Origin of the sequence: Algibacillus agarilyticus (assembly GCF_003286125.1) — a bacterium.
Taxonomy (GTDB): Bacteria; Pseudomonadota; Gammaproteobacteria; order Enterobacterales; family Alteromonadaceae; genus Algibacillus; species Algibacillus agarilyticus.
Genome location: NZ_QMED01000002.1, coordinates 310,796 through 334,678, shown reverse-complemented (window position 1 = coordinate 334,678; position 23,883 = coordinate 310,796). Strand labels below are relative to the sequence as shown.

Genomic DNA, 23,883 nt, shown 5'->3' with positions numbered 1-23,883 from the left:
GGATAGTAACGATGGCAATTAAAGAAATTTTAGTACCTGATGTAGGTGGCGAAGAAGTTGAAATTATCGAACTATGTGTTGCTGCTGGCGACACTGTAGAGGTAGAAGATGCTTTATTAACCGTTGAAACTGACAAAGCTTCAATGGATATTCCTGCTCCTTTTGCGGGTACCGTAAAAGAAATTAAAGTTGCCGTTGGCGATAAAGTGTCTGAAGGCACTTTAATCGTAACGGTAGAAGATGCAAGTGCAGCTGACGCTCCTGCTGAAGAGCCGGCTCCGGCTGCGCCTGTTGCAGAAGCTGCTCCAGCGCCTGCAGCATCATCAAGTTCAACAATTGAAGTTACTGTGCCTGATATTGGCGGAGATACTGATGTTGAAGTTATCGAAGTATTAGTTGCAGTGGGCGATACTGTTGCAGCTGAAGATGGCTTAATTACACTTGAAACAGATAAAGCAACCATGGATGTTCCATGCCCAGCTAATGGCATTGTTAAATCATTAAGCATTGCGGTGGGTGATAAAGCATCTGAAGGTACAGCGGTACTGGTTTTAGAAGTTGAAGGTGCATCTGCCCCTGCAGAAACGACTCTCGCTGCACCTGCACCAGAAGCTGCCGCACCTGCCCCCGCTGCAGCTGTTAGTGAAGTTAAAGACGTTGCAGTACCTGATATTGGCGGTGACACTGATGTTGAAGTTATCGAAATATTGGTTGCTGTTGGCGATGAAGTTGAAGCTGAAACGGGCTTAGTGACACTTGAAACTGATAAAGCAACCATGGATGTGCCTGCTCCTTTCGCTGGTACGGTTAAAGAAATTAAAGTTGCTACAGGCGACAAAGTTTCTGAAGGTTCATTAATCGTTGTTGTTGAAACTAAGAGTGCTGCACCTGCGCCCGCTCCAGTCGCATCTGCCGCGCCTGCACCGGCCGCTTCTCCCGCTCCAGCTGCCGGTATGCCACCTAAAGCTGCACCCGTACCGGTAACAACGGCTCCAGCAGGTAAGAATGTTCATGCTTCTCCTTCTGTACGTCGTATTGCTCGTGAGTTTGGTGTTGACTTAACGTTGGTTCCTGCAAGTGGTCGTAAAGGTCGCATCGTTAAAGAAGATGTGCAAAATTACGTTAAAGCTGAGCTTGCTAAGCCTAAAGCACCTGCAGGTGCTTCGGCTGTTGTTGGTGACAATGTATTACAAATTGTTCCGGTTAAGCCTATCGACTTTAGTAAGTTTGGTGAAATTGAAGAACAGCCATTAACACGTATTCAGAAAATTTCAGGTCCATTTTTACATCGTAACTGGGCAACTATCCCACACGTTACACAGTTTGATGAAGCCGACATTACGGATATCGAAAACTTTCGTAAAGAACAAAATGCTTACCATGCAAAAATCAAATCAGGCTTAAAAATTACGCCATTGGTGTTTGTTATGAAGGCCGTTGCTAAAGCGTTAGAAAAATACCCTACGTTTAACTCTTCATTATCAGAAGATGGCGAAAGCTTGATCCTGAAGAAGTTTATCAACATTGGTATTGCAGTTGAAACACCGGGTGGTTTAGTTGTTCCTGTTATTAAAGATGTAAACAAGAAAGGTATTGAACAGCTTTCGCTTGAACTTATTGAAACGTCTAAGAAAGCACGTGACGGCAAGTTAAAAGCAGCTGATATGCAAGGTGGCACATTTACGATATCTAGCTTAGGTGGTATTGGTGGTACAGCATTTACGCCAATCGTTAATGCACCAGAAGTCGGTATTTTAGGTGTTTCTAAAGCGGAAATGAAGCCTAAGTGGAATGGTTCAGACTTTGCTCCACGCTTAATGTGTCCGTTAAGCTTATCTTACGATCATCGTGTAATTGATGGTGCAGTAGGCGCGCGCTTCTCAACAGAAGTTGCGGCAAACTTAACTGATTTACGTCGTCTTGTTCTATAGTCATTAATGCGCTTTAAAAAGCCCATTAATGCATGTTGTTAAGCGCTTCAGAGCTTAACAACAAATTAGACAAATACTGGTTAGAACTTGCATGAATGCCAAATTGCGTATTCATGCAAGCATTAAATAGCAGGATTGGTTAGACTCAAACTAATCAAACCCAAAAAAATACATGAGGATCTCATGAGCAATACAGTTAAAACTCAAGTAGTGGTATTAGGTTCAGGCCCTGGCGGTTATTCAGCTGCATTCCGTGCTGCCGATTTAGGTCTAGATGTTGTATTAGTTGAAAAATACAGCACATTAGGTGGCGTTTGTTTAAACGTTGGTTGTATCCCTTCTAAAGCATTATTACATGTTGCGAAGCACTTAGTTGATGCACAAGAAATGGAACACGAAGGCGTGACTTTTGGTAAGCCAGAAGTTGATGTTGATAAATTACGTGCTCATAAAAACAAAGTTATTAGTCAGTTAACCGGCGGTTTAGGCGGCATGGCTAAAATGCGTAAAGTTAACGTTGTTAATGGTTACGGTAAATTTACGGGTGCTAACTCTTTAGCGGTTACCGCTGAAGATGGTTCAGTTACTGAAGTAAACTTTGATAACGCCATTATTGCAGCGGGTTCACGCCCAGTTAAATTACCTTTCATTCCACATGAAGATGCACGTATTTGGGATTCAACAGACGCATTAGAAATGCCGTTTGTACCAGGTAACTTGCTTATCTTAGGTGGTGGTATTATCGGTCTTGAAATGGGATCTGTTTATAGTGCTCTTGGCGCTAAAATTGATGTTGTTGAATTTATGGACCAGTTAGTTCCAGCGGCTGATAAAGATATTATCAAATCATTTACTAAATCAATTAGTAAGAAGTTTGATAACATCATGTTAGAAACTAAAGTGACAGCAGTAGAAGCTAAAGAAGATGGCATTTATGTTAGCTTTGAAGGTAAAAAAGCACCGACAGAAGCGGTTAAGTATGATGCTGTATTAGTTGCTGTTGGTCGTACGCCAAATGGTTTACTTATTGATGCTGATAAAGCTGGTGTTGAAGTAACTGATCGTGGTTTCATCAACGTTGATAATCAATTACGTACTAACGTACCCCATATCTTCGCAATTGGTGACTTAGTTGGTCAACCTATGCTTGCACATAAAGCCGTTCATGAAGCGCATGTTGCTGCTGAAGTGATTGCAGGTAAGAAGCACTTCTTCGAACCTAAAGTTATTCCTTCAATTGCTTACACTGACCCAGAAATCGCATGGGCTGGTTTAACTGAGAAAGAAGCAAAAGAGCAAGGCTTAAACTTTGAAACTGCAGTATTCCCTTGGGCTGCTTCAGGTCGTGCAATTGCGTCTAATGCTACTGATGGTTTCACTAAATTAATCTTCGATAAAGAAAACGATAGATTATTAGGCGGCGCTATGGTTGGTAGCAATGCAGGTGAATTGTTAGGTGAAATTTGTTTAGCGATTGAAATGGGTGCTGACGCTGAAGACTTAGCGTTAACTATTCATGCTCATCCAACTTTACATGAATCAGTTGGTTTAGCGGCTGAAATTTATGAAGGTTCTATTACCGATTTACCAAACGCGAAAGCTAAAAAGAAGTAAATTCTGATAGTTAAACGTGTTTTAAAAAACCGCTTCGGCGGTTTTTTTGTTTTTAAAACCTGTTATACCAATCCATATTAATAAGTGAACTCTCAGAATACATCCAGCGGTTTTTGAACAAGGCGTCGGTGTACAGGAATGGTTGTTCCCTTTCAAATACCGATAACGCAGGTCAAAAGCCGCTGGGGCATTCCTTTCAGGCGAGTTTTAAATGCGCTTACCCTGTGTTGCTCGAACTCAAAAGAGCACCACTATTCTTTCATTCAAGGGCCTTGATTAAGCGCATTTAAATGCTCGCTGAGTGGGCTCTTATTATTACGGATTGGTATTAGCTGCGTATTCATCACGCCACGTTATGATCGGTATCACGGCAAATTTCCCTCACTAGGCTGCAAAGTCGTCATCTATCCCTTATACTTTCAAAAAATTTTATTGCCAGTGGCAACCCTTGCACTGAAAACAACAACTAAGATTGTATATTTACTAGTCATTCAAATAATAATTAGTAGTCTTAATATCAATTTAAATAGTTTATTTCGTATTATGCGCCCGGAGGTATTTGTATGAGTCTGTATTTAGAATATTTAGCGGAAATTGAAAGCCGTCAAAACGATTTAGGTTTGGCACCGAAGCCAATTGATAGTGCTGACCTATTATCTGAAATTATTGCCCAAATTAAAGATGCTGGAAATCAGTATCGTGAAGACTCATTAAAGTTCTTCATTTATAACACGCTTCCTGGTACGACAAGCGCAGCAAGTGTTAAAGCCGCCTTCTTAAAAGAGATTATTTTAGGTCAAGAAGCGGTAGCAGAAATCACTGCTGAATTTGCATTTGAATTACTTTCTCATATGAAAGGTGGTCCTTCAATTGAAGCGCTGCTTGACTTAGCATTAAGCGATGACGCTTCTGTTAATGCGCCCGCAGCCGACGTATTAAAAACACAAGTATTCCTATACGATGCTGATACTTCTCGCCTTGAAGCTGCATTTAAAGCCGGTAATGCGATCGCTAAAAGCATTTTAGAAAGCTATGCTAAAGCGGAATTTTTCACAAAATTACCAGACGTTGAAGAAAAAATTGACGTAGTGACTTATATTGCGGGTGAAGGCGATATTTCTACCGATTTACTTTCTCCTGGTCATCAAGCGCATTCACGTGCTGATCGTGAATTACACGGTAAATGTATGATCACGCCTGAAGCGCAAGCCGAAATTCAAGCGCTACAAGCTAAACACCCTAACGCAAAAGTGATGCTAATTGCTGAAAAAGGCACAATGGGTGTAGGTTCTTCACGTATGTCGGGTGTGAATAATGTTGCGCTTTGGGCGGGTAAGCAAGCAAGTCCATATGTTCCTTTCATTAATATCGCGCCTGTTGTGGCCGGCACGAATGGGATCGCACCTATTTTCTTAACGACCGTTGATGTAACGGGTGGTATCGGTCTTGACCTTAAAAACTGGGTTAAGAAAGTAGATGCTGACGGTAATACCGTTACGGATGCTAATGGTGACGCTGTATTAGAAGAAGCATACTCTGTTGCTACCGGTACCGTATTAACGATTGATACAAAAGCGAAGAAGTTATACAACGGCGATAAAGAGTTAGTCGATGTATCTTCTGCATTCACACCGCAAAAAGTTGAATTCATGAAAGCGGGTGGTTCTTACGCGGTTACATTTGGTAAAAAATTACAAACATTTGCGGCTGAAACGCTAGGTGTTGAAGCGGCTGATGTTTATGCTGCTTCTAAAGAAATCTCTCATGACGGCCAAGGTCTAACCGCCGTTGAAAAAATATTCAACCGTAATGCGGTTGGTGTTGCTTCTGAAACAGCGTTACATGCGGGTTCAAACGTTCGCGTTAAAGTAAACATTGTTGGCTCTCAAGATACAACTGGCCCGATGACGTGTCAGGAATTAGAAGCCATGGCTGCTTCTACTATTTCTCCACTGGTTGACGGTGCTTATCAATCAGGTTGTCACACTGCATCAGTTTGGGATAGCAAAGCAAAAGCTAACATTCCTAAATTAATGTCGTTCATGAATAAGTTTGGTCTTATTACCGCTCGTGATCCAAAAGGTGTTTACCACTCAATGACAGATGTTATTCATAAGGTATTGAATGACATCACTATTGATGATCGCGCCATCATTATTGGCGGTGATTCACATACACGTATGTCTAAAGGTGTCGCCTTTGGTGCCGATTCAGGTACGGTTGCAATTGCACTTGCGACGGGTGAGTCAGCAATGCCGATCCCTGAGTCAGTAAAAGTGACGTTTAAAGGCAACATGCAAGGCCACATGGACTTCCGTGATGTTGTTCATGCAACTCAAGCTCAGATGCTTAAGCAGTTTGGCGGTGAAAACGTATTCCAAGGTCGTATCATTGAGGTTCATATTGGTACTTTATTAGCTGACCAAGCCTTTACGTTTACTGATTGGTCTGCAGAAATGAAAGCGAAAGCGTCTATCTGTATTTCAAATGATGAAACGCTAATCAAGTCAATTGAATTGGCTAAGAGCCGTATCCAAATTATGATCAACAAGGGTATGGAAAACGAAGCGGGTATGTTAGCTGGCTTAATTAAACTAGCTGATGAGCGTATCGCGGGTATTCAATCGGGTGAGCAACCAGCGTTGTCTCCGGATGATAATGCTAAATATTACGCAGAAGTTGTGATTGATTTAGACGCAATTGCAGAGCCGATGATTGCTGATCCAGATGTAAATAACGAAGACGTATCTAAGCGTTATACGCATGATGTTATTCGCCCTGTTTCATTCTACGATGGTAAATCGGTCGACTTAGGCTTTGTTGGCTCTTGTATGGTTCATAAAGGTGATATGCAAATCATTGCTCAAATGTTGCGTAATCTTGAGAAACAAAATGGTTCTATTGAATTTAAAGCGCCATTAGTTGTTGCTCCACCAACGTATAACATTGTTGATGAGTTAAAAGCAGAAGGTGATTGGGAAGTACTAGAGAAATACTCTGGTTTTGTATTTGACGATGATAAGCCTAAAGGCGAAGCGCGTACTAAATATGAAAACATCATGTATTTAGAGCGCCCTGGTTGTAACTTATGTATGGGTAACCAAGAAAAAGCAGAACCGGGTGACACGGTAATTGCAACTTCAACTCGTCTTTTCCAAGGTCGTGTTGTAGCTGATACCGCCGAGAAGAAAGGCGAATCATTACTTGGTTCTACACCATTAGTTGTGCTTTCTTCTGTATTGGGCCGTTTCCCAACGATGGACGAGTATAAAGCTGCAGTTGAAGGCATTGACTTAACTAGCTTTGTTCCACCAAAAGAAGAAATGACAACTCAGTTCATTCCAACTAAACGTGTAGGTTAATCGCTAAACATAAATTAACCGCTGCAAAATAGCGGTTAATTCGATCTATACTTAAATCCTCGCTAATTTACTTAGCGGGGATTTTTTATTTTTCAGACCCTTTATCGATCATTAAATTCACATCGAGCTTGTATCGTTCATTGTTAGGTCAGCCATTGCTGTAACATGTCTTCTAATAAAGGCTCTTTTAGTGGTTTAGTTAAATAATCATCCATTCCTGCGGCTAAGCATTTTTCTTTATCGCCTTTCATTGCATTCGCTGTTAACGCAATAATGGGAATATTGATATAGTGCTTACCGCCTAAGCCATTTCTAATTTTATTTGTTGCCTCATAACCATCCATTTCAGGCATTTGGCAATCCATTAAGATGATGGTGTAAGGTTGATCTGAACCCGTTAATCGCTGAATGGCTTCTTCACCGTTACCTGCAATATCGCAAGATAAACCAATATTTTTAAGCTGAGCTTGCGCGACGGTTTGATTAATAAAATTATCTTCAACGAGTAATAACTTGGTATTTTCTGGCCATGTATTTTGCTGCGTTAAATCGGACTGGTTGTTTATGTCGTTATCAACAGAGGGGGAACTAAGCGGTGGGTTAGCGATACGTTTAACATAATGTTGCGTGACTAATGGCGTTGCTTGTTGTAGGGCTTCTCCACCTTCTAAAACAATTGAAAGCGCTGAATAAAGGTCTTGATTGGTTGTCGGTTTCGGAAAATAAGCTGAGAATCCTATTTGGGCTAATACGTTAGCATCGCCTCTGCGGCCCATTGACGTCATCATTATGAGCTTAATATGATCATATTTTGTATTTTGGCGTATTTTTGTGCCAAGTTCAGCGCCATTCATATTTGGCATTTGCATGTCTAAAATAGCGACATCGATTGGCTGTAAATTATTTTGCGTGGTTTGCTCTAAAATGTGTAATGCTTCAAACGCATCGCCTGCTGTTAGGGTATTTGCGCCCCAAATATGAAGTTGCTTGCTTAATACTTCTAAGTTCGTTTTATTGTCATCTACAATCAATACATTGGCGTGGGTTAAATCTACAGGTGGCATGGTGATTTGTGTTGAATCACTTGGCGTTAATTGAATTGAAAATGTAAACGTACTGCCTTTATTCACTTTGCTTTGTAGTTTGATTTCGCCATTCATTAAACTACAAAGCTGCTGAACAATGGCTAGCCCTAAGCCTGTTCCGCCAAATTGCCGCGTGGTTGATGCATCGACTTGGGTAAATGAATCAAAGATGTGATCACTTTTCTCTGGTGGTATACCCACTCCGGTATCGGTAACATCGCAAATGAAAGTTAAACTATTATCTTGGTTTGTGGTTAAGGTGCCTTTAATAACGATTTCACCTTGCTTAGTAAATTTGAGTGCATTACCCACAAGATTGGTCAAAATTTGCCTGATACGCCCTGGATCGCCTATAACGGGAATATTCTCAACATTGGTAACATCTAGAATGAGCTCTAATTGTTTTTCTTCTGCTTTAGCCGCAACACTTTCGATAAACTCACTGAGTAACTGATGCAGGCTAAATTCGATGGATTCAAAATCAAGTTTACCCGCTTCAATTTTTGAGAAATCAAGAATATCATTAATGATAATCAGTAGAGATTCTGCACTCGATTTAGCTAGGGTGGCGAAGTGGTCTTGCTCGGAATTAAGTTCACTTTGCTGTAACAAGTTAAGCATGCCGAGCACACCATTCATGGGCGTTCTAATTTCGTGGCTCATGCTGGCTAAAAATTCAGATTTTAACTTGGTTGTTTCTTTGGCTTTTTGTAGCGCATTTTCTTTTTCGGCGATTAACTTTTTATGTTCAGTGATATCCATATTAGTCCCGATCAAGCGCTCAGGTTCACCTTGGTTGTTACGTAACACTTTAGCATGAGCTTCAATGTTTCTGACTTCGCCTGTTGGCCAGATAACTCTGAATTCGGTATTGATATCATCACCAGAGCTTATGCTATGTTTCATAACACCTAATATATCTTCTTTATCATCGGGGTGAATTGCCGAATACCAAGCATCATAAACATTTGCATAGGTTGCAGCCCGAGTACCAAACAATTGATACATGCGGTCATCCCAAAGTAATTGTCGGTCGGGAATATAAAATTCCCAAACACCAATTTCGGGCGCTGATAATGCGATCTCTAATCTTGACGAGGTTAACTCTAATTGCCTTGAGGTATGCTTTAATTCACTTATATCTTCGATTGAAATATAAAAACCTTGTACTTTGCCATGATTAAAGTCTGGCGTGTAAGTTGTTCTTAAATGCCTTTTTCCACCGAGCCCTTGGCAAAGTTGCGTATCTTCAAATGATACGGTTTTTCCGGCTAATACATTGTCAATATAGTGCTCCATATGAGTATGAGCATGGTTACTTAATGACGTAAAAATATTTTTATTAATAAATGAATCGAGCGGCTTTTGGTACCATCGTTCAAAATTGAGGTTAACAAATTTATAGGTTAAGTCTGAGCCCACATAGGCCAACATAATAGGCACTGAGCTTGTTATTTTGTCTACATATTTGCGTGCTTCTGCGAGCTCTTCTTCTTGTTTTACTTGTTTGCTAATATCACGAACAATTAAAATTTTTGTATGATCATTAGGATTAATCGAAACAGAAACTTCGACAGCAAACCGCTTTCTGAGTTTCTTTTTTCCTTGGGTAATAAAGTATGCGCTTTCTTCATTTGCGTTTAAGTGATCGGTGTTGCTAATGCCATCAGGTATTATAAGGTTGATCGGTAGGTTAATGAGCTCTTGAATCGTCAAATCAAATATGCGTTCACTGGCCGGGTTAGCCGAAATAATTAGATTGTGATTATTTAATGTTAAGATGGCATCGGCTGCAGTATTAATAATAGCGCCCAGCTTTTTGGATGCGATGCTTGCTTCTTCTATTGCGTTTTTTTGCTCTTGCAAGCTTAGCTCTGTTTTTATTATTAAATTATAAAAACTACGTGCCAGCACGCCTATTTCGCCTTTTAATGCGATAGGTAAAGCGCTTAAAGCTGTTTTAAAGTTCGTATCTTGCACTGCGTCGGTTATTTCTTCTAAAGGCTTTGTAACTTGGCGTGCCATCACAATTGCGATCGCTAATGATATTAAAGCTAGCAAACCGCCGAGTAAAAGGCTGTTGGTGCGAGTGGTCGCGAGTCGTTCACTGGTTTTAGAGTGAGACAAATAGACTAATAATTGCAATGGGTGTGGATACCCATAGGCCGCTAAATTAATCTGACGATAAAAAGCAGGTGTTTTCACTTTGTCTTGCACTATATTCACAATGCCTTGTGAAGCACCTTGTTGTTGTAAGTTTATAATCTCGGGCGCTAATGTTGTTAGCTTTAGCACTTGATTTTTATCGGTTATGTTATGTTTATGGTTTAATGGTGTAATAACAATATGACTTGTTTTATTTGCGATAAAAAGCTTTAGCAGTGGTAAATTACCGGCTATTTCTTGATTGAAAAGGCGTGTGAAATTAAGACTTATACTCATGTAGCCAATCGCTAAATTCGACTCTGTATCTCTAATAGGGGCTAAAATTTTCAATTGTGAGCTGTCATTGTTTTTACTTTCTTCAGTCGTTATTTCGGGGTAATAAATAGTTTGGTTTTGAAAAAGCAGTAATGTGTTTGCCGCTAATGTTTTTTCTGTGGTTGTATCGATTTTTTGCATAAATTGAACAAATTCAGGTTCATCATAAGCAGACTCTTGTGTTTTACTGATAACTAAGTGCTGCTTTTTTGTTGAGTTGAAACTTGTTAGTTTTATTTCTGTGTAGTTGAAATTGCGTTTAAGGCTGCTTTTTAAAATATGACTGACCGCTCCATTAATTGGATCCACCTGGTTTACGTAATGTTTAACTTTCTCATCTTCGATTAGATAATTTATTTCATTAATTAAACGTTGGTTAAATTGACCTAGCATGGGCTTTAATAGCTCTGTTGCATCTGTTAGCTCTTGAGCTTCAGCTTGCTTAATTATTTTGTTGGTATCGGCGAAAAAACTATAGCTAATTGATACGGTTAGTAACAATGAGATAAAAAATGTAACAGCAGGTAATTTAAGTGTGAGCGGGGTTTTTATGTCGCCAACCGTTAGTAAATTTGTATTATCAGTACTAGCTAACGTTTTTTTCTCGGTTAAAACTGGAGCTATAATGCGTGCTTTTGCAGATTGAGTTAAGTCGAATACGATCCCTATTAATATCGTACTGTAAGCCACAATTTTTAATGCATGGGCGATATTAAACCCATTATCGAACAGGGCTGTCGATCCTAATATCATATAAAGTTGTGTCGCTACTTCAGGGATAATACTTAATATGAGTGCGAATTTAATATCGGATTTTTCGATGTTAAACCACAGCCAAAATAAAGCCCCGCTAACGATAAATAAACCGAGTGGTAAAATATCGAATGGCCGAGAAATGATAGCGCCAGGAAACATGGTTTGTGGTAGGTGAGTGGTATTGGCCGCAAAATGAACAATAAAGTATGAGGTTATAATAAAAATGAAGCCAATGAATACAAGAATATTAATTGGCTGTTTTATTTTATGCTTCAAAGCATATTGGTAAGTTAGCCAAAGACTAATGGCGGTACCAATTAACATTATGGATGCGTTAAAAATACGCGAAAGCGCCCACGTGAAGGGAATAAAATCGGTATTGTTGGTGTTTGCCTCAATAATTCGTGTTGCGGCTAAGGTATGAAACGCATCAACAAAGCCCACACATAAGAGTGCCATACCTAAAATGGGAATGGCTAAGTCTTTTTTTATTTTGTAGTGTAATAAAGACGTGAGGGCGGCCATTATAGCGATACAAACGGCGCTCCATTCTAATAATACATGATGTAATGAGCCAGCTAATACTTTAAATAAAATATCATTATCTATATTGTTTGCGGTGAATTCGGTATGCGTTGAAGAAAAGTCGAAACCTAACGTATTTAGGCAAAGTGGTAATATACAGATCACCACGATAATCAGAAAAAAACGCTGACGGTTCTGTGAAGTCATTTATTAGCCTGTTAATGAAAATGATAATATCCGCAGGGAAATTATTAAATTTAGGGTTTAACTTTCATTTATTGTTATTGCTATCCTTGCCTACCGGAGACTCCTATACTGTGATTAGTCTCCATTGCACTCATCAAGTGAGTCGAGTTTATATTCATGCCTTGATGTAAAAATAAACCTCTAAAAACCATTATCTAATAATTTTAGAGACAGCTAAAAAACTACGTCAATGGGCTAAACACGGGGTTTTATGTCTTAAGTTAATCATTGTTAATAGCGGCGTTTAAAAACTAACGGGTCGATACCCCTTAGACTCATTTTTTGCCTTGTTCTCAAGCTTTTTCCTACGTTAATCTTGCTCACTTATTAACGGTGATTGACGTTTTTTAGTTAAGGTTTGAGTATATGTAAATATAGCATTAATTTTATGTAACGCATTTTTAATGAAAGACGTGTTTTTGTTGGATGGACTTTTAAGTTGCAAAGGAGAATAGAGGTTGGGTGTTGATAATATAAGCTGCATTAATTTTGTTAGCGATTCAAAAATCAGTGCAGCTTATACTCTACGGAAGTCATGTATAGCTTACTTATAAAACCTTTATTGGGTCTAGGGCGTGTTTATCTTTTGTGTATGCTTTTGCAGCCGTATTTGCACGATTTATACAAGGCAGAGCGATTGCGGTGTAGTGATTCTACATAAAAGAGCGATAAAGACTTTATGCTCCTGCAAAGTCACCTTACCCCACATCCATGTGGGGCAACATAGTAGAAATAGTGCAAATGCGCTGCCCTTTGGGTTCAATCCAAAACGTTTTGCTCTTTGTTATTGGCTTTTGACGTAGAACCACTATGCCATCAAGCCAATGCCGCGATCAAAACGCTTTGGAATTGAACAAAATCGATACGACAAAGATAAATACGCCCTAGGTGTTAGCTTTTTCTAAAATAACAAAGCGATGAGGGTATTTATTTTTCTCATCTACAATACCAGGCGTATTATCTATTTCTTGCCACTCATTTTGTTGAAGCTCAGGAAAATAAGTATCGGCATCTAAATCTGCATCTACATAAGTAATATATAATTGATGCGCAGATGGTAAAAAGGCTTCATATATCTTACCGCCACCAATGATCATGACCTCTTCTACATCACCTGCCGCTTTTAGGGCGTCGTCAATATTATTAACGAGCACCACATCTGGGTGAGGTGAGGCTGATTGGGTACTCAAAACGATATTGCGCCGACCTGGTAAAGGTCGGCCAATTGATTCAAATGTCTTTCGCCCCATAATGATTGGTTTGCCGAGTGTTGTTTTTTTAAAAAACTGTAAATCAGCAGGCATATGCCAGAGCAGTTGATTCTCTTTACCAATTCCATTTTCATGAGTCATTGCGACAATCATAGAAATTTTCATAAATAAAACCTATTTTTTAGCGCTTATATTCAACTTCAACATCGTAATCATCTTCATCCCAGTCTTCATCGTCTAAATCATCAGTGTCTGATTCAAGCGCTAGCATTTCATCATGATAAGATTGCCATTTAAACTCAACGGTTTCTTGTACTGCATCTTCATTTTCAATAATTGGGTTGTCGAGTAGCCATTGTGAAATGTCATTAACGAGTTCTTGCGTACCACTCTTATCAACAGATGAGATCACAAAGTGCTTATCTTGCCAATTCAAACCGTCAAGTATTGTTTGAATACGCGGTTGTAAGTCTTCTTCAAGCATTAAATCCGCTTTGCTAAAGACTAGCCAAATGGGTTTTTCAGCTAAACTACTGCTGTATTTACCTAACTCGGCACGAATCGCGATTGCATTTTCAACCGGATCCGACTCATCAGCAGGTTCTACATCAACTAAATGTAACAACACTCGGCAACGTTCAAGATGCTTTAAGAATCGAATACCTAAACCGGCGCCTTCGGCTGCCCCTTCAATTAAACCTGGAATATCAGCAATAACAAAACTATTGCCTGCGCCAGCCCGGACAACACCTAAGTTAGGAACTAAGGTGGTAAATGGATAATCGGCTATTTTGGGCTTAGCGGCGGAAACAGAGCTGATAAAAGTTGATTTACCGGCGTTAGGCATTCCTAAAAGCCCTACATCGGCTAATAGCATTAATTCGAGTTTTAAATTTCGAACATCACCTAAAGTCCCATTTGATTTTTTACGGGGGGCACGGTTCACACTGCTTTTATAACGCGTGTTTCCTAAACCGTGAAAACCGCCTTTAGCGACCATTAAGCGTTGATCTTTTTTGGTTAAATCACCAATTAGTTCGCCTGTATCCATATCGGTTGCACGTGTACCGACTGGCACTTTTAATTCTAAGTCTTCACCACGACGGCCTGTACAATTTTTACTTTGACCGTTTTCTCCACGCTCTGCACGATGAAAACGTTCAAATCTATAATCGATTAAGGTATTTAAACTTTCGTCTGCAACGAGAAAAACATGGCCGCCATCGCCGCCATCTCCGCCGTCTGGACCACCATTAGGAACATATTTTTCACGACGGAAGCTAATTATTCCGTTGCCGCCATTACCAGCTTCAACACGGACGTCAATCTCATCGACAAATTTCATTTTAAACCCTTATTTCTTTAATTGGGTGTGTTACGACTTTATACATTATAGATCTTGCTTGGAGGAAATATAAGAGGAAAAATCACAAACAAAAAAGCCTCGCTTAATAAGCGAGGCTTTTAATTCTTTCAGTAGGTCTGAAAATTAAGCTGCTTCGATAGAAACGAACTTACGGTTGTGTGGACCTTTAACTTCAAATTTTACTTTACCGCTAGATTTAGCAAATAAAGTATGGTCACGACCAATACCTACGTTATCACCAGCGTGGAACTTAGTACCACGTTGACGAACTATAATGTTACCCGCTAATACAGATTCGCCACCAAAACGCTTAACGCCTAGACGTTTAGCTTCTGAATCACGACCGTTACGAGTACTACCTGCTGCCTTTTTATGTGCCATTTGGTTAGACTCCTAATTAAGCGTTAATACCAGTGATTTTCACTTCTGTGAACCACTGACGATGACCTTGTTGTTTACGAGAATGCTTACGACGTCTAAATTTAACAATCTTAACTTTCTCGCCACGACCGTGTGATACTACTTCAGCCGTTACCTTGCCGCCATCTACATAAGGCGCACCAATTTTTATATCTTCGCCATTTGAAACAAGAAGAACACTGTCAAACTCAAGAGTTGAACCAGCTTCTGCTTCAATTTTTTCTAGGCGAATAGTTTGGCCTGCAGCGACACGGTGCTGTTTACCACCACTTTGGAAAACCGCGTACATATGAAACTCCGCTTCAACGCAATATATGCGTATTTATTCTTTAAAATAGGGCGCGAATTCTATGTCAAACTTATTACGATCGCAAGACTAATTAATAAAAAAATTGCTTATAAATTAATCTAGGCTTAAAAAAAGAAAAGAAAACGGTTTTTCGTTACTACTTTTGCTTAATAAATAGTACCATTGCTGGATGAATTTTTATGCTTTAAGTCTCTTATTCACTTTAGTTAAGTTAATAAGACTTAATTTTAAATGGGCATAATTAATAATTTAAAATCAAGCGATTAAAACGAACTCTAATAATATGCAACTTTCTGAAATCCGCGCATTAGCGGAAAAAGACATGTTGGCGATCAATCAAGTTATCAGCCAGCAACTGGACAGCGATGTCGTTCTTATTCAACAATTAGGCTTTTATATTGTTAATAGTGGCGGCAAACGTGTTCGTCCGTTAATTACGGCGTTAGCCGCCCGTGCGTTGAATTATGATGGACCACAGCATGTCACCTTAGCTGCCATTGTTGAATTCATACATACCGCCACTCTTTTACATGATGATGTGGTTGATGCTTCATTAATGCGCCGTGGTAAAGATACCGCCAATGCGTTGTTTGGTAATGAAGCGTCTGTATTGGTTGGCGACTTTTTATATACACGTTCTTTTCAAATGATGGTTTCGTTAGAGCGAATGAAAATCATGCAAGTATTAGCGGATGCAACGAACGTGATCGCTGAGGGTGAAGTCTTGCAATTGATGAATTGCAATGACCCTAATACAACCGAAGCATCCTATATGGATGTAATTTATAGCAAAACCGCTAAATTATTTGAAGCGTCTACCCAGTTAACGGCGGTTATTGCGGGGGAAAGTGAAACGCTTGAAAATGCATTAAAAGATTATGGTTGTTATTTAGGGACCGCTTTTCAGTTAGCTGATGATTTGTTGGACTATGAAGGCGACAGCGAAACAATCGGTAAAAATGTGGGTGATGACCTAGCAGAAGGTAAACCGACATTACCGTTAATTCATGCTATTAAGCATGGCACTGAAGAACAAGCCGCTATTATTCGAAAGGTAATAGAAAACGGTGCGGGTTTAGATATGCTAGAACCTGTGTTAGCGATTATCAGAGATACTGACTCTTTAAGTTATACCCGTAATAAAGCAGAACAGCATGCTGAGCTGGCCGTTAATGCTTTAGCGCCATTACCTGAGTCGCCTTATAAAGAGGCGCTTAAGAGCCTTGCATGGATAGCGGTTGAACGAAAAAGTTAATGACTCATGCTGATGATTCAAACCACTTAGCATGATTTTTAAAGCTGAAACAAAAAAAAGCGACCTAGGTCGCTTTTTTAATACGCAGCTTAAAAAATTAAGCGCTGAATTCTAAACCTTTAACGATGTCGCCTGATAAAGTATCAGCCATATCGTCTAATGCTTTTTGTTCAAAAGCACTGATTTCGCCGTAAGAAAGAATTTCTTCTACGCCGTTTTTGCCTAAACGTACTGGCTGAGCAAAGAACTTATCTTCTTCAACTTCAACATAAGTACATTCAATAACGTTTTCTTCACCGTTTAATGCGGCAACTAAAGATAAACCAAAGCGTGCTGCTGCTTGGCCCATAGAAAGCGTTGCAGAACCGCCACCCGCTTTAGCTTCAACAACTTCAGTACCTGCATTTTGAATGCGAGTTGTTAACGCTGCGATCTCTTCATCAGAGAATTCAACACCATCAATTTGTGACAATAATGGTAAAATAGTCACACCACTGTGGCCGCCGATAACATCAACGTTTACGTCTGCTACATTTAAGCCTTTTGCTTCAGCAACAAATGTTTCTGAACGGATAACATCAAGCGTTGTTACACCGAATAAACGATTTTTGTCGTAAACACCCGCTTCTTGTAACACTTTCTTAGCGATAGGAACGGTTGTGTTAACTGGGTTAGTGATAATACCAATTAATGCTTTTGGTGCGGCTTCTGCTACTTGTTTAGTTAAGTTAGCAATGATGCCAGCATTAATATTAAATAAATCAGAACGATCCATACCTGGTTTACGAGCAACACCCGCTGAAATTAATACAACGTCTGCACCTTCAATCGCAGGACGAGCATCTGTACCCGCAAAACCTTCAATTTTCACATCAGTAGGGATGTGGCTTAAATCAACCGCTACACCCGGTGTTACTGGAGCGATGTCATATAAACTTAACTCTGAACCAGCAGGTAATGATGTTTTTAATAATAAAGCAAGAGCTTGGCCTATACCGCCAGCCGCGCCGACAACTGCAACTTTCATGTAATTTCTCCAATAGTGGAATATAGATTGATTATTTTGCGTAACCATAGAGTAATGGCTGACTAAAAGATAATAATTGCGGGTGATACCATAAATTCACCTTCCTTATACCTTAGCTTACAGGGCAGGCTAAATGCTTAATTATCGAGATTCAGTCTGCCGCCAAATTAATGTTATTGTTCAGGTGTTATTTGCGTTAGCGATAATAAATCTGCAGATGCAAATGAATAATTCTCTAAGCAATATTCACATTTTACTTCAATTTTACCTTGCTCTGCTAAAATAGATTTTATTTCTTCAGGTGCAATACTGGCTATCGCGTTAAGCGTTTTATCTTTTGAGCAGCCACATTTAAAAATGACTTTAGTGGATTCAAATAACTTCACTTCTTCTTGGTGATATAAGCGGTATAAAACATCTTGTGCTTCTAACGAAAAAAACTCGTCAGTTTTCATGGTCGACGTTAATTGCACTAAGTGGTCGAACTCAGCTTTTGCTTCTTCTTTAATACTGGGCATTGTTTGTAAAAAAATGCCGCCCGTTTTTGCGGTGCGAGTATCCGTGTAAAGGCTTATTGATGTTGCTAATTGCTCAGATTGTATAAAGTAAGTTTCTAAGCATTGTGCAATGGTTTCGTGCTCTAACGCGACAATGCCTTGGTATCTTTCGCCTTTTGTCGGTGTGATAGTGATCACAAGGTAACCTTTACCGACGATATCCGATAAATTGGCAGATGCTGGTTCCGCATCAAAACGAGCAACACCACGTAGTTCAAGCTTATTGTTACCATTTATTGCAACATATTTTACCGGACCATCACCTTGTAATTGCACGGTGATGTCTCCTTCAAATTTGAGGGTGGCGGTTAATAAACTGGTAGCGGTTAATAATTCACCTAAAATTTGTTTAATACTATCAGGGTAATCATGATTAACGAGCATGCTTTCATAGCTTTGCTGCAGTTGAACTATTTCTCCACGTACTTGAACATTCTCAAATAGGTAGCGTTGAAGTTGGTCGTAACTCTTCATTTTATGGTCTCTTTTACAAATTTTGCAGCTTTACATTTAATAGCTGACGTCTTTGTTTCTTATCTGGCTTAGTATCGGGTTTTGGGTTTAAACTTTGTGCTAATTTACGTTCCATCGCTCTTTTTTCACGCTTTTCTTTACTTAGTTCTGTTTCAGCGTAAAGCAATTGCGCTTCAGGTGCGCCTTTCCGTTGTTCACTGAGCTTTAGCACAGCAACTGTTTTTTCATCAAAACCTTGCTGTATGGTTATTTCAGCGCCTAACTCAACTATTTTACTGGGTTTGGGTCGCTGGCCATTATATCTTATTTTTCCGCTTTGTATTATATCTCTTGCGGTGCCACGTGTTTTATAAAATCGGGCTGCCCAAAGCCATTTATCCAAGCGTATATGGGTTGTTGCGTCGGGTTGTTTATCGAGTCGTTGTTTTTTATTTGTCATAATTGCTTATATTAATTGAACCTATTGGTGCGAATGTGTTCAAAATAAAGAAATATACAGTATTTATCTATTTTAAACGTTTTTTGACTTGTTGATAACAAATGATCTACGTAAGATGATGATCTTTAGCTTCTTTGCTAAATGAAAGCGAAGTATATTCGTTATGATTTTTATTAAACTGAAGTAATTAGAATATTTTATGACAGCGGATTCTCCTTTAATTAAAACACTTGGTCAGTTGAAATTAGACAAGTATGTATTGACTGAAACCAAGCAGTTGGATCATGTTAAGTTAAGCCGATTCGCGCAAACTTTGTTACTTATTTTAATTGTATGGTTATTATCTCAATTAACTTGGCAGTTGCTTACACCGGTTAAAACACCAGCAGTGGTCACACAATCATCTAGTGGCCTATCCGCTAATAATTCAAGCCCTCGTATTGATATTAAAGCGATGACTAAGCTGAATTTATTTGGTGATTATCATCAAGTCGTTGAAACCGTAGAAGAGGTGGAAGTCGCACCTATTACGTCATTAAATTTAAAATTAATGGGTGTAGTATCGAGTTCAGATGATGACTTGGCAGCCGCGATAATTGAAAAAAGTGGTTCGCAGAATACTTATGGCATTGGTGAAAAAATCGATGGCACGCAAGCGGTCATTCGAGAAATTTTTAGTGACCGAATTATTTTAGAGCAAAATAAGAATCGTGAGACGCTGATGTTAGAAGGGGTTGATTATATTGCCCAATCAAACAATCAAGCGATTAAGAAACCTATTGATAAAAGCTCGATAAAAAAAGATCGTAAAAAATTAAGTAAAAAAGATGCGGCATTGCTTGAAAAGCAACGGGCTGAATTTTTAACTGACCCCGGAAAAGTGAGCGATTATATTAAAGCGGCTCCTTTTAATCGCGGTGGTCGATTAGTTGGCTACAAAATTAGACCGGGTAAAAAAGCGGAACTTTTTCGTGCTTTTGGTCTGCGTAGTGGCGATATTGCAATAGAAATTAATGGGTATGATTTAACTGATTTATCTCAAGCTATGCTTGCGATGCAAGAACTTAGATCCGCTACCGAAGCTAGTTTATTAGTAGAACGAAATGGCGAGATAGTAGAAACTCATTTCTCTCTCAATTAATGACAATTAATAATCAGGGCTAACCTGAGCGTGCGTATGACAAGTAAATTATTAAAAAAAATTGGTATTTTCTCTTCAGCGGGTCTGTTGGCATGTATGTCTGCAGTTTCAAGTGTTTCGGCTGCTGATTACTCCCCTAACTTTAAAGGTACAGATTTAAACGAGTTTATAAATATCGTTGGTAAAAATCTGAAAAAGACCATTATTGTCGATCCGAATGTGCGGGGTAAAGTCGATGTTAGAAGCTATGACTTACTCAATGAAGAGCAATATTTTCAGTTTTTCTTAAACGTTCTCGAAGTTTACGGTTACGCGGTGATTGAAATGCCAAATGGTGTTTTAAAGGTTAAGCGTGATAAAGATGCTAAAACATCGGCTATTCCTGTTGTTGATGACAATATCAACAGCGGTGATGCAATGGTTACCCGTGTTGTGCAAGTTTATAATGTATCGGTAAAAGAATTATCACCTTTGCTTCGTCAATTAAACGACCAAGCCGGTGGTGGTAACGTTGTGCATTATGACCCTTCAAACGTTATTATGATCACAGGCCGTTCTGCCGTCGTTAATCGTTTGGTTGAAATCATTAATCGTGTTGATACTGCCGGTAATCAAGATGTTGAAATTATTAAATTAAAATATGCTTCTGCTGCTGAGCTTGTTCGCATCATTGAAACCATGATGAAAAGCACAGGGAAAGATTCGACTCCTGATTATTTAATACCTAAAATTGTTGCTGATGAACGAACTAATAGCGTAATTGTTAGTGGTGAGCTTAAAGCGCGTAAGCGTATCACCTCATTGGTTAACAAACTGGATAGTGAATTAGAAAGTAACGGTAATACTCAAGTTTATTACTTAAAATATGCTAAAGCTGAAGATATTGTAAAAGTGTTGAAAGGTGTTAGTGCAACGCTTTCGGCTGAGGAGTCTGGCGGCAGTAAAAAATCGTCTTCACGCTCATCAAGCTCGCGTGAGATCAGCATTGATGCACACGAAGATAGCAATGCATTGGTTATTACTGCACAACCGGATATGATGCGTTCGTTATCTGACGTTATTCGTAAGCTTGATATACGTCGTGCGCAAGTTTTAGTTGAAGCGATTATTGTTGAAGTATTTGATTCGGACGGCTTAAACCTTGGTGTTCAGTGGGGCAGCGAGAAGGGCGGTATGGTCCAATTCAATAATGGTGCTGTCACGCCGATTGGCTCTTTAGCTGCCGCAGCTTATCAAGCAACACCCCGTGAAGGTAAAACAACAATACAGCTCGATAGTAAGGGTGACCCTGTTACAAATACCGAGCCTGATGAATTAGGTGATGTATCTGCACTTGCTGGCCTTTTAGGTGGTTTAAACGGCATGGCTGTTGGTGTGGTTAAAGATGGTTGGGGTGCAGTATTACAAGCGGTATCAACGTCAACTAACTCTAATATTCTAGCAACCCCCAGTTTAACGACGATGGACAATGAAGAAGCATCGGTTATTGTTGGTCAAGAAGTACCGACTATCACTGGTTCTACGTCGAGCTCAAATAATTCTAATCCTTTCCAAACGGTAGACCGTAAAGAAGTCGGTATTAAGTTAAAAGTCACCCCGCAAATTAACGAAGGCACTGCGGTGCAAATGGTTATTGAACAAGAAGTATCAAGTGTTGCAGGTTCAAGCAATGCGGTTGATGTTACATTCAATAAACGTGAAATTAAAACAACGGTTATGGCTGATGATGGCAGTACGATTGTCTTAGGTGGTTTGATTGATGAAGATGTACAAAAGAGTGTATCTAAAGTACCACTTTTGGGCGATATCCCATTCTTAGGTGAGTTGTTCAAGTCAACTTCAAATACTAAACGTAAACGTAATCTACTTGTGTTTATTCGTCCTACGATTATTCGTGAAGGCATGTTACAAAACAGTATTAGCCACAGTAAATATAACTTTATGCGGGCTCAGCAAATCGAACGCAAAGAAGATAGCGGCTGGTTTGAGGTGGATTACAGTGATCATATCCCGGTATTACCAGCATGGGATGATGCAACTCAGTTGCCCGATGCCTTTGAAAAGTTATTAGATGATCCTGAAGCGACAACAGAAGAAGAGTAAGTTATGTCTGAACAAACTTATACTGAATCTGAAGTTGATAAAATCGCTGACGATTTAGTTGATGCCTTTGATGATGAAGCTGAGGTCGATACTGAGCTGCTGATGCCAGAAGGTGTATCTCTGCCTTTTGGTTTTGCTAAGCGTCATGGTATTTTATTGGTTCATGAAGATGATACCTATACGGCAATATGTAGAGAAAGCATTAAACTGCCTATCTTATTAGAAGCGCGTCGTGTTGTTGGCCATGACTTCTCGATTGAGCATATTTCAGATAATGCATTTGAATTACGTTTAACCGATGTTTATCAGCGTAACTCTTCTGAAGCACGTCAAATGATGGAAGATATCGGTAATGAAGCCGATTTGTTTACCATTGCTGATGAGCTACCTGAAACGGAAGATTTACTTGAAAATGAAGATGATGCGCCTGTAATAAAGCTGATTAACGCCATGTTATCTGAAGCTATTAAAGAAGGTGCTTCTGATATTCATATTGAAACATTTGAAGCTGATTTAAAAGTTCGTTTCCGTGTTGATGGTGTTTTACGCGAAATCATTAAACCTAATCGAAAACTAGCGACTTTGTTAGTTTCTCGTATTAAGGTTATGGCTAAGCTTGATATCGCAGAAAAGCGCGTACCGCAAGATGGACGTATTTCTCTTAAAATTGGTGGTCGAGCGGTTGATGTTCGTGTAAGTACCATGCCATCAAATTATGGTGAGCGAGTCGTTTTACGTTTATTAGATAAAAATAACGCTCGCTTAAACTTAAGTGATTTAGGCATGACGGCTAGCAATTGTGATCATTTTGCCGATTTACTTAAAAAACCGCATGGCATTATATTAGTCACCGGCCCAACGGGTTCAGGTAAATCAACCACTCTTTATGCTGGGTTAAATGATTTAAATTCAAGCGAACGTAATATCTTAACCGTTGAAGATCCAATCGAGTATGAATTACCCGGTATTGGCCAAACTCAAGTAAACGCTAAAGTCGATATGACTTTTGCGCGAGGCTTACGCGCTATTTTACGTCAAGATCCCGATGTCGTTATGATTGGTGAAATACGTGATTTAGAAACCGGTCAAATAGCGGTTCAAGCGTCTTTAACGGGGCATTTAGTTTTATCAACCTTACATACTAATACGGCGGCGGGTGCGATCACACGTATGCAAGATATGGGGTTAGAGCCTTTCTTATTATCTTCAAGTTTATTGGCTGTTTTAGCTCAGCGTCTTGTTCGAACATTATGCCCCGATTGTAAAGAAGCACATGAACCGACAGCAAGTGAGCGTGAATTACTGGGTGTGTCAGCAACAGAGCAAGCCGTAATTTATCAACCACTTGGTTGTGAAAGTTGCAATAACAGCGGTTATAAAGGCCGGTGTGGTATTCATGAATTACTCATTGTTGACGAAGGTGTACGAGAACATATACATAACGGTGATGGTGAACAAGCTATTGTAAATTATGTTCGAGCGCATACACCGAGTATTCGAAGTGATGGCATGATCAAAGTATTAGCGGGCGTTACATCGCTTGAAGAAGTTATTCGTGTAACACGAGAAGGTTAATACGA

15 protein-coding genes are annotated in these 23,883 nt (G+C 39.5%); 7 read left to right on the top strand and 8 right to left on the bottom strand.

The annotated features are described in order from the left end of the window. Positions 1 to 11: 11 nt before the first annotated feature. The 3 genes from aceF (at position 12) to DPX34_RS03400 (ending at position 6,907) form a co-directional block, all read left to right on the top strand. A complete protein-coding gene (gene aceF, locus DPX34_RS03410; protein WP_111976998.1) occupies positions 12 to 1,931 on the top strand; it encodes a pyruvate dehydrogenase complex dihydrolipoyllysine-residue acetyltransferase in 1,920 nt (639 codons plus the stop codon). 183 nt (positions 1,932 to 2,114) lie between these two features. Beyond that, entirely contained in the window at positions 2,115 to 3,545 is a 1,431-nt protein-coding gene (gene lpdA / locus DPX34_RS03405; protein ID WP_111976997.1) for a dihydrolipoyl dehydrogenase, read from the top strand. A 563-nt stretch (positions 3,546 to 4,108) separates the two neighbouring features. Further along, entirely contained in the window at positions 4,109 to 6,907 is a 2,799-nt protein-coding gene (locus DPX34_RS03400) for a bifunctional aconitate hydratase 2/2-methylisocitrate dehydratase (protein ID WP_111976996.1), read from the top strand. Between the two features lie 143 nt (positions 6,908 to 7,050). Here the strand turns inward: DPX34_RS03400 and DPX34_RS03395 are convergent, their stop codons facing one another. The 5 genes from DPX34_RS03395 to rplU form a co-directional block, all read right to left on the bottom strand. After that, a complete protein-coding gene (locus DPX34_RS03395) occupies positions 7,051 to 11,961 on the bottom strand; it encodes a response regulator (RefSeq protein ID WP_111976995.1) in 4,911 nt (1,636 codons plus the stop codon). Between the two features lie 923 nt (positions 11,962 to 12,884). Continuing rightward, positions 12,885 to 13,376 (bottom strand): type 3 dihydrofolate reductase, encoded by a 492-nt coding sequence (folA, locus tag DPX34_RS03390; RefSeq protein WP_111976994.1) that lies wholly within the window; start codon positions 13,374 to 13,376, stop codon positions 12,885 to 12,887. A 16-nt stretch (positions 13,377 to 13,392) separates the two neighbouring features. Beyond that, entirely contained in the window at positions 13,393 to 14,556 is a 1,164-nt protein-coding gene (gene cgtA / locus DPX34_RS03385) for an Obg family GTPase CgtA (RefSeq protein WP_111976993.1), read from the bottom strand. Positions 14,557 to 14,700: 144 nt separating this feature from the next. Continuing rightward, positions 14,701 to 14,958 carry a 50S ribosomal protein L27 gene (gene rpmA, locus DPX34_RS03380; RefSeq protein WP_111976992.1) on the bottom strand — a complete coding sequence of 86 codons (258 nt, stop codon included), beginning with the start codon at positions 14,956 to 14,958 and terminating at the stop codon, positions 14,701 to 14,703. A 16-nt stretch (positions 14,959 to 14,974) separates the two neighbouring features. Next, a complete protein-coding gene (gene rplU, locus DPX34_RS03375; RefSeq protein WP_111976991.1) occupies positions 14,975 to 15,286 on the bottom strand; it encodes a 50S ribosomal protein L21 in 312 nt (103 codons plus the stop codon). Positions 15,287 to 15,590: 304 nt separating this feature from the next. Between rplU and ispB the strand changes: the two genes are divergently transcribed. Further along, entirely contained in the window at positions 15,591 to 16,562 is a 972-nt protein-coding gene (ispB, locus tag DPX34_RS03370) for an octaprenyl diphosphate synthase (RefSeq protein WP_111976990.1), read from the top strand. Between the two features lie 97 nt (positions 16,563 to 16,659). On the opposite strand, the gene mdh is transcribed toward ispB, so the two are convergent. From mdh to hslR, 3 genes are all read right to left on the bottom strand, one after another. Then, a complete protein-coding gene (gene mdh, locus DPX34_RS03365) occupies positions 16,660 to 17,589 on the bottom strand; it encodes a malate dehydrogenase (protein ID WP_111976989.1) in 930 nt (309 codons plus the stop codon). Positions 17,590 to 17,762: 173 nt separating this feature from the next. Then, positions 17,763 to 18,620 carry an Hsp33 family molecular chaperone HslO gene (hslO, locus tag DPX34_RS03360; protein ID WP_111976988.1) on the bottom strand — a complete coding sequence of 286 codons (858 nt, stop codon included), beginning with the start codon at positions 18,618 to 18,620 and terminating at the stop codon, positions 17,763 to 17,765. Positions 18,621 to 18,633: 13 nt separating this feature from the next. Continuing rightward, positions 18,634 to 19,059: a ribosome-associated heat shock protein Hsp15 gene (gene hslR / locus DPX34_RS03355; RefSeq protein ID WP_111976987.1), complete on the bottom strand. Its 426-nt coding sequence runs from the start codon at positions 19,057 to 19,059 to the stop codon at positions 18,634 to 18,636. A gap of 199 nt (positions 19,060 to 19,258) precedes the next feature. Here hslR and gspC point away from each other — a divergent pair, with 199 nt between their 5' ends. The 3 genes from gspC (at position 19,259) to gspE (ending at position 23,878) form a co-directional block, all read left to right on the top strand. Beyond that, positions 19,259 to 20,200 carry a type II secretion system protein GspC gene (gspC, locus tag DPX34_RS03350; protein ID WP_111976986.1) on the top strand — a complete coding sequence of 314 codons (942 nt, stop codon included), beginning with the start codon at positions 19,259 to 19,261 and terminating at the stop codon, positions 20,198 to 20,200. Between the two features lie 36 nt (positions 20,201 to 20,236). Then, positions 20,237 to 22,303: a type II secretion system secretin GspD gene (gene gspD / locus DPX34_RS03345; protein WP_111976985.1), complete on the top strand. Its 2,067-nt coding sequence runs from the start codon at positions 20,237 to 20,239 to the stop codon at positions 22,301 to 22,303. Between the two features lie 102 nt (positions 22,304 to 22,405). Then, positions 22,406 to 23,878 (top strand): type II secretion system ATPase GspE, encoded by a 1,473-nt coding sequence (gene gspE / locus DPX34_RS03340; protein WP_232824637.1) that lies wholly within the window; start codon positions 22,406 to 22,408, stop codon positions 23,876 to 23,878. The last annotated feature ends 5 nt before the right edge of the window (positions 23,879 to 23,883 follow it).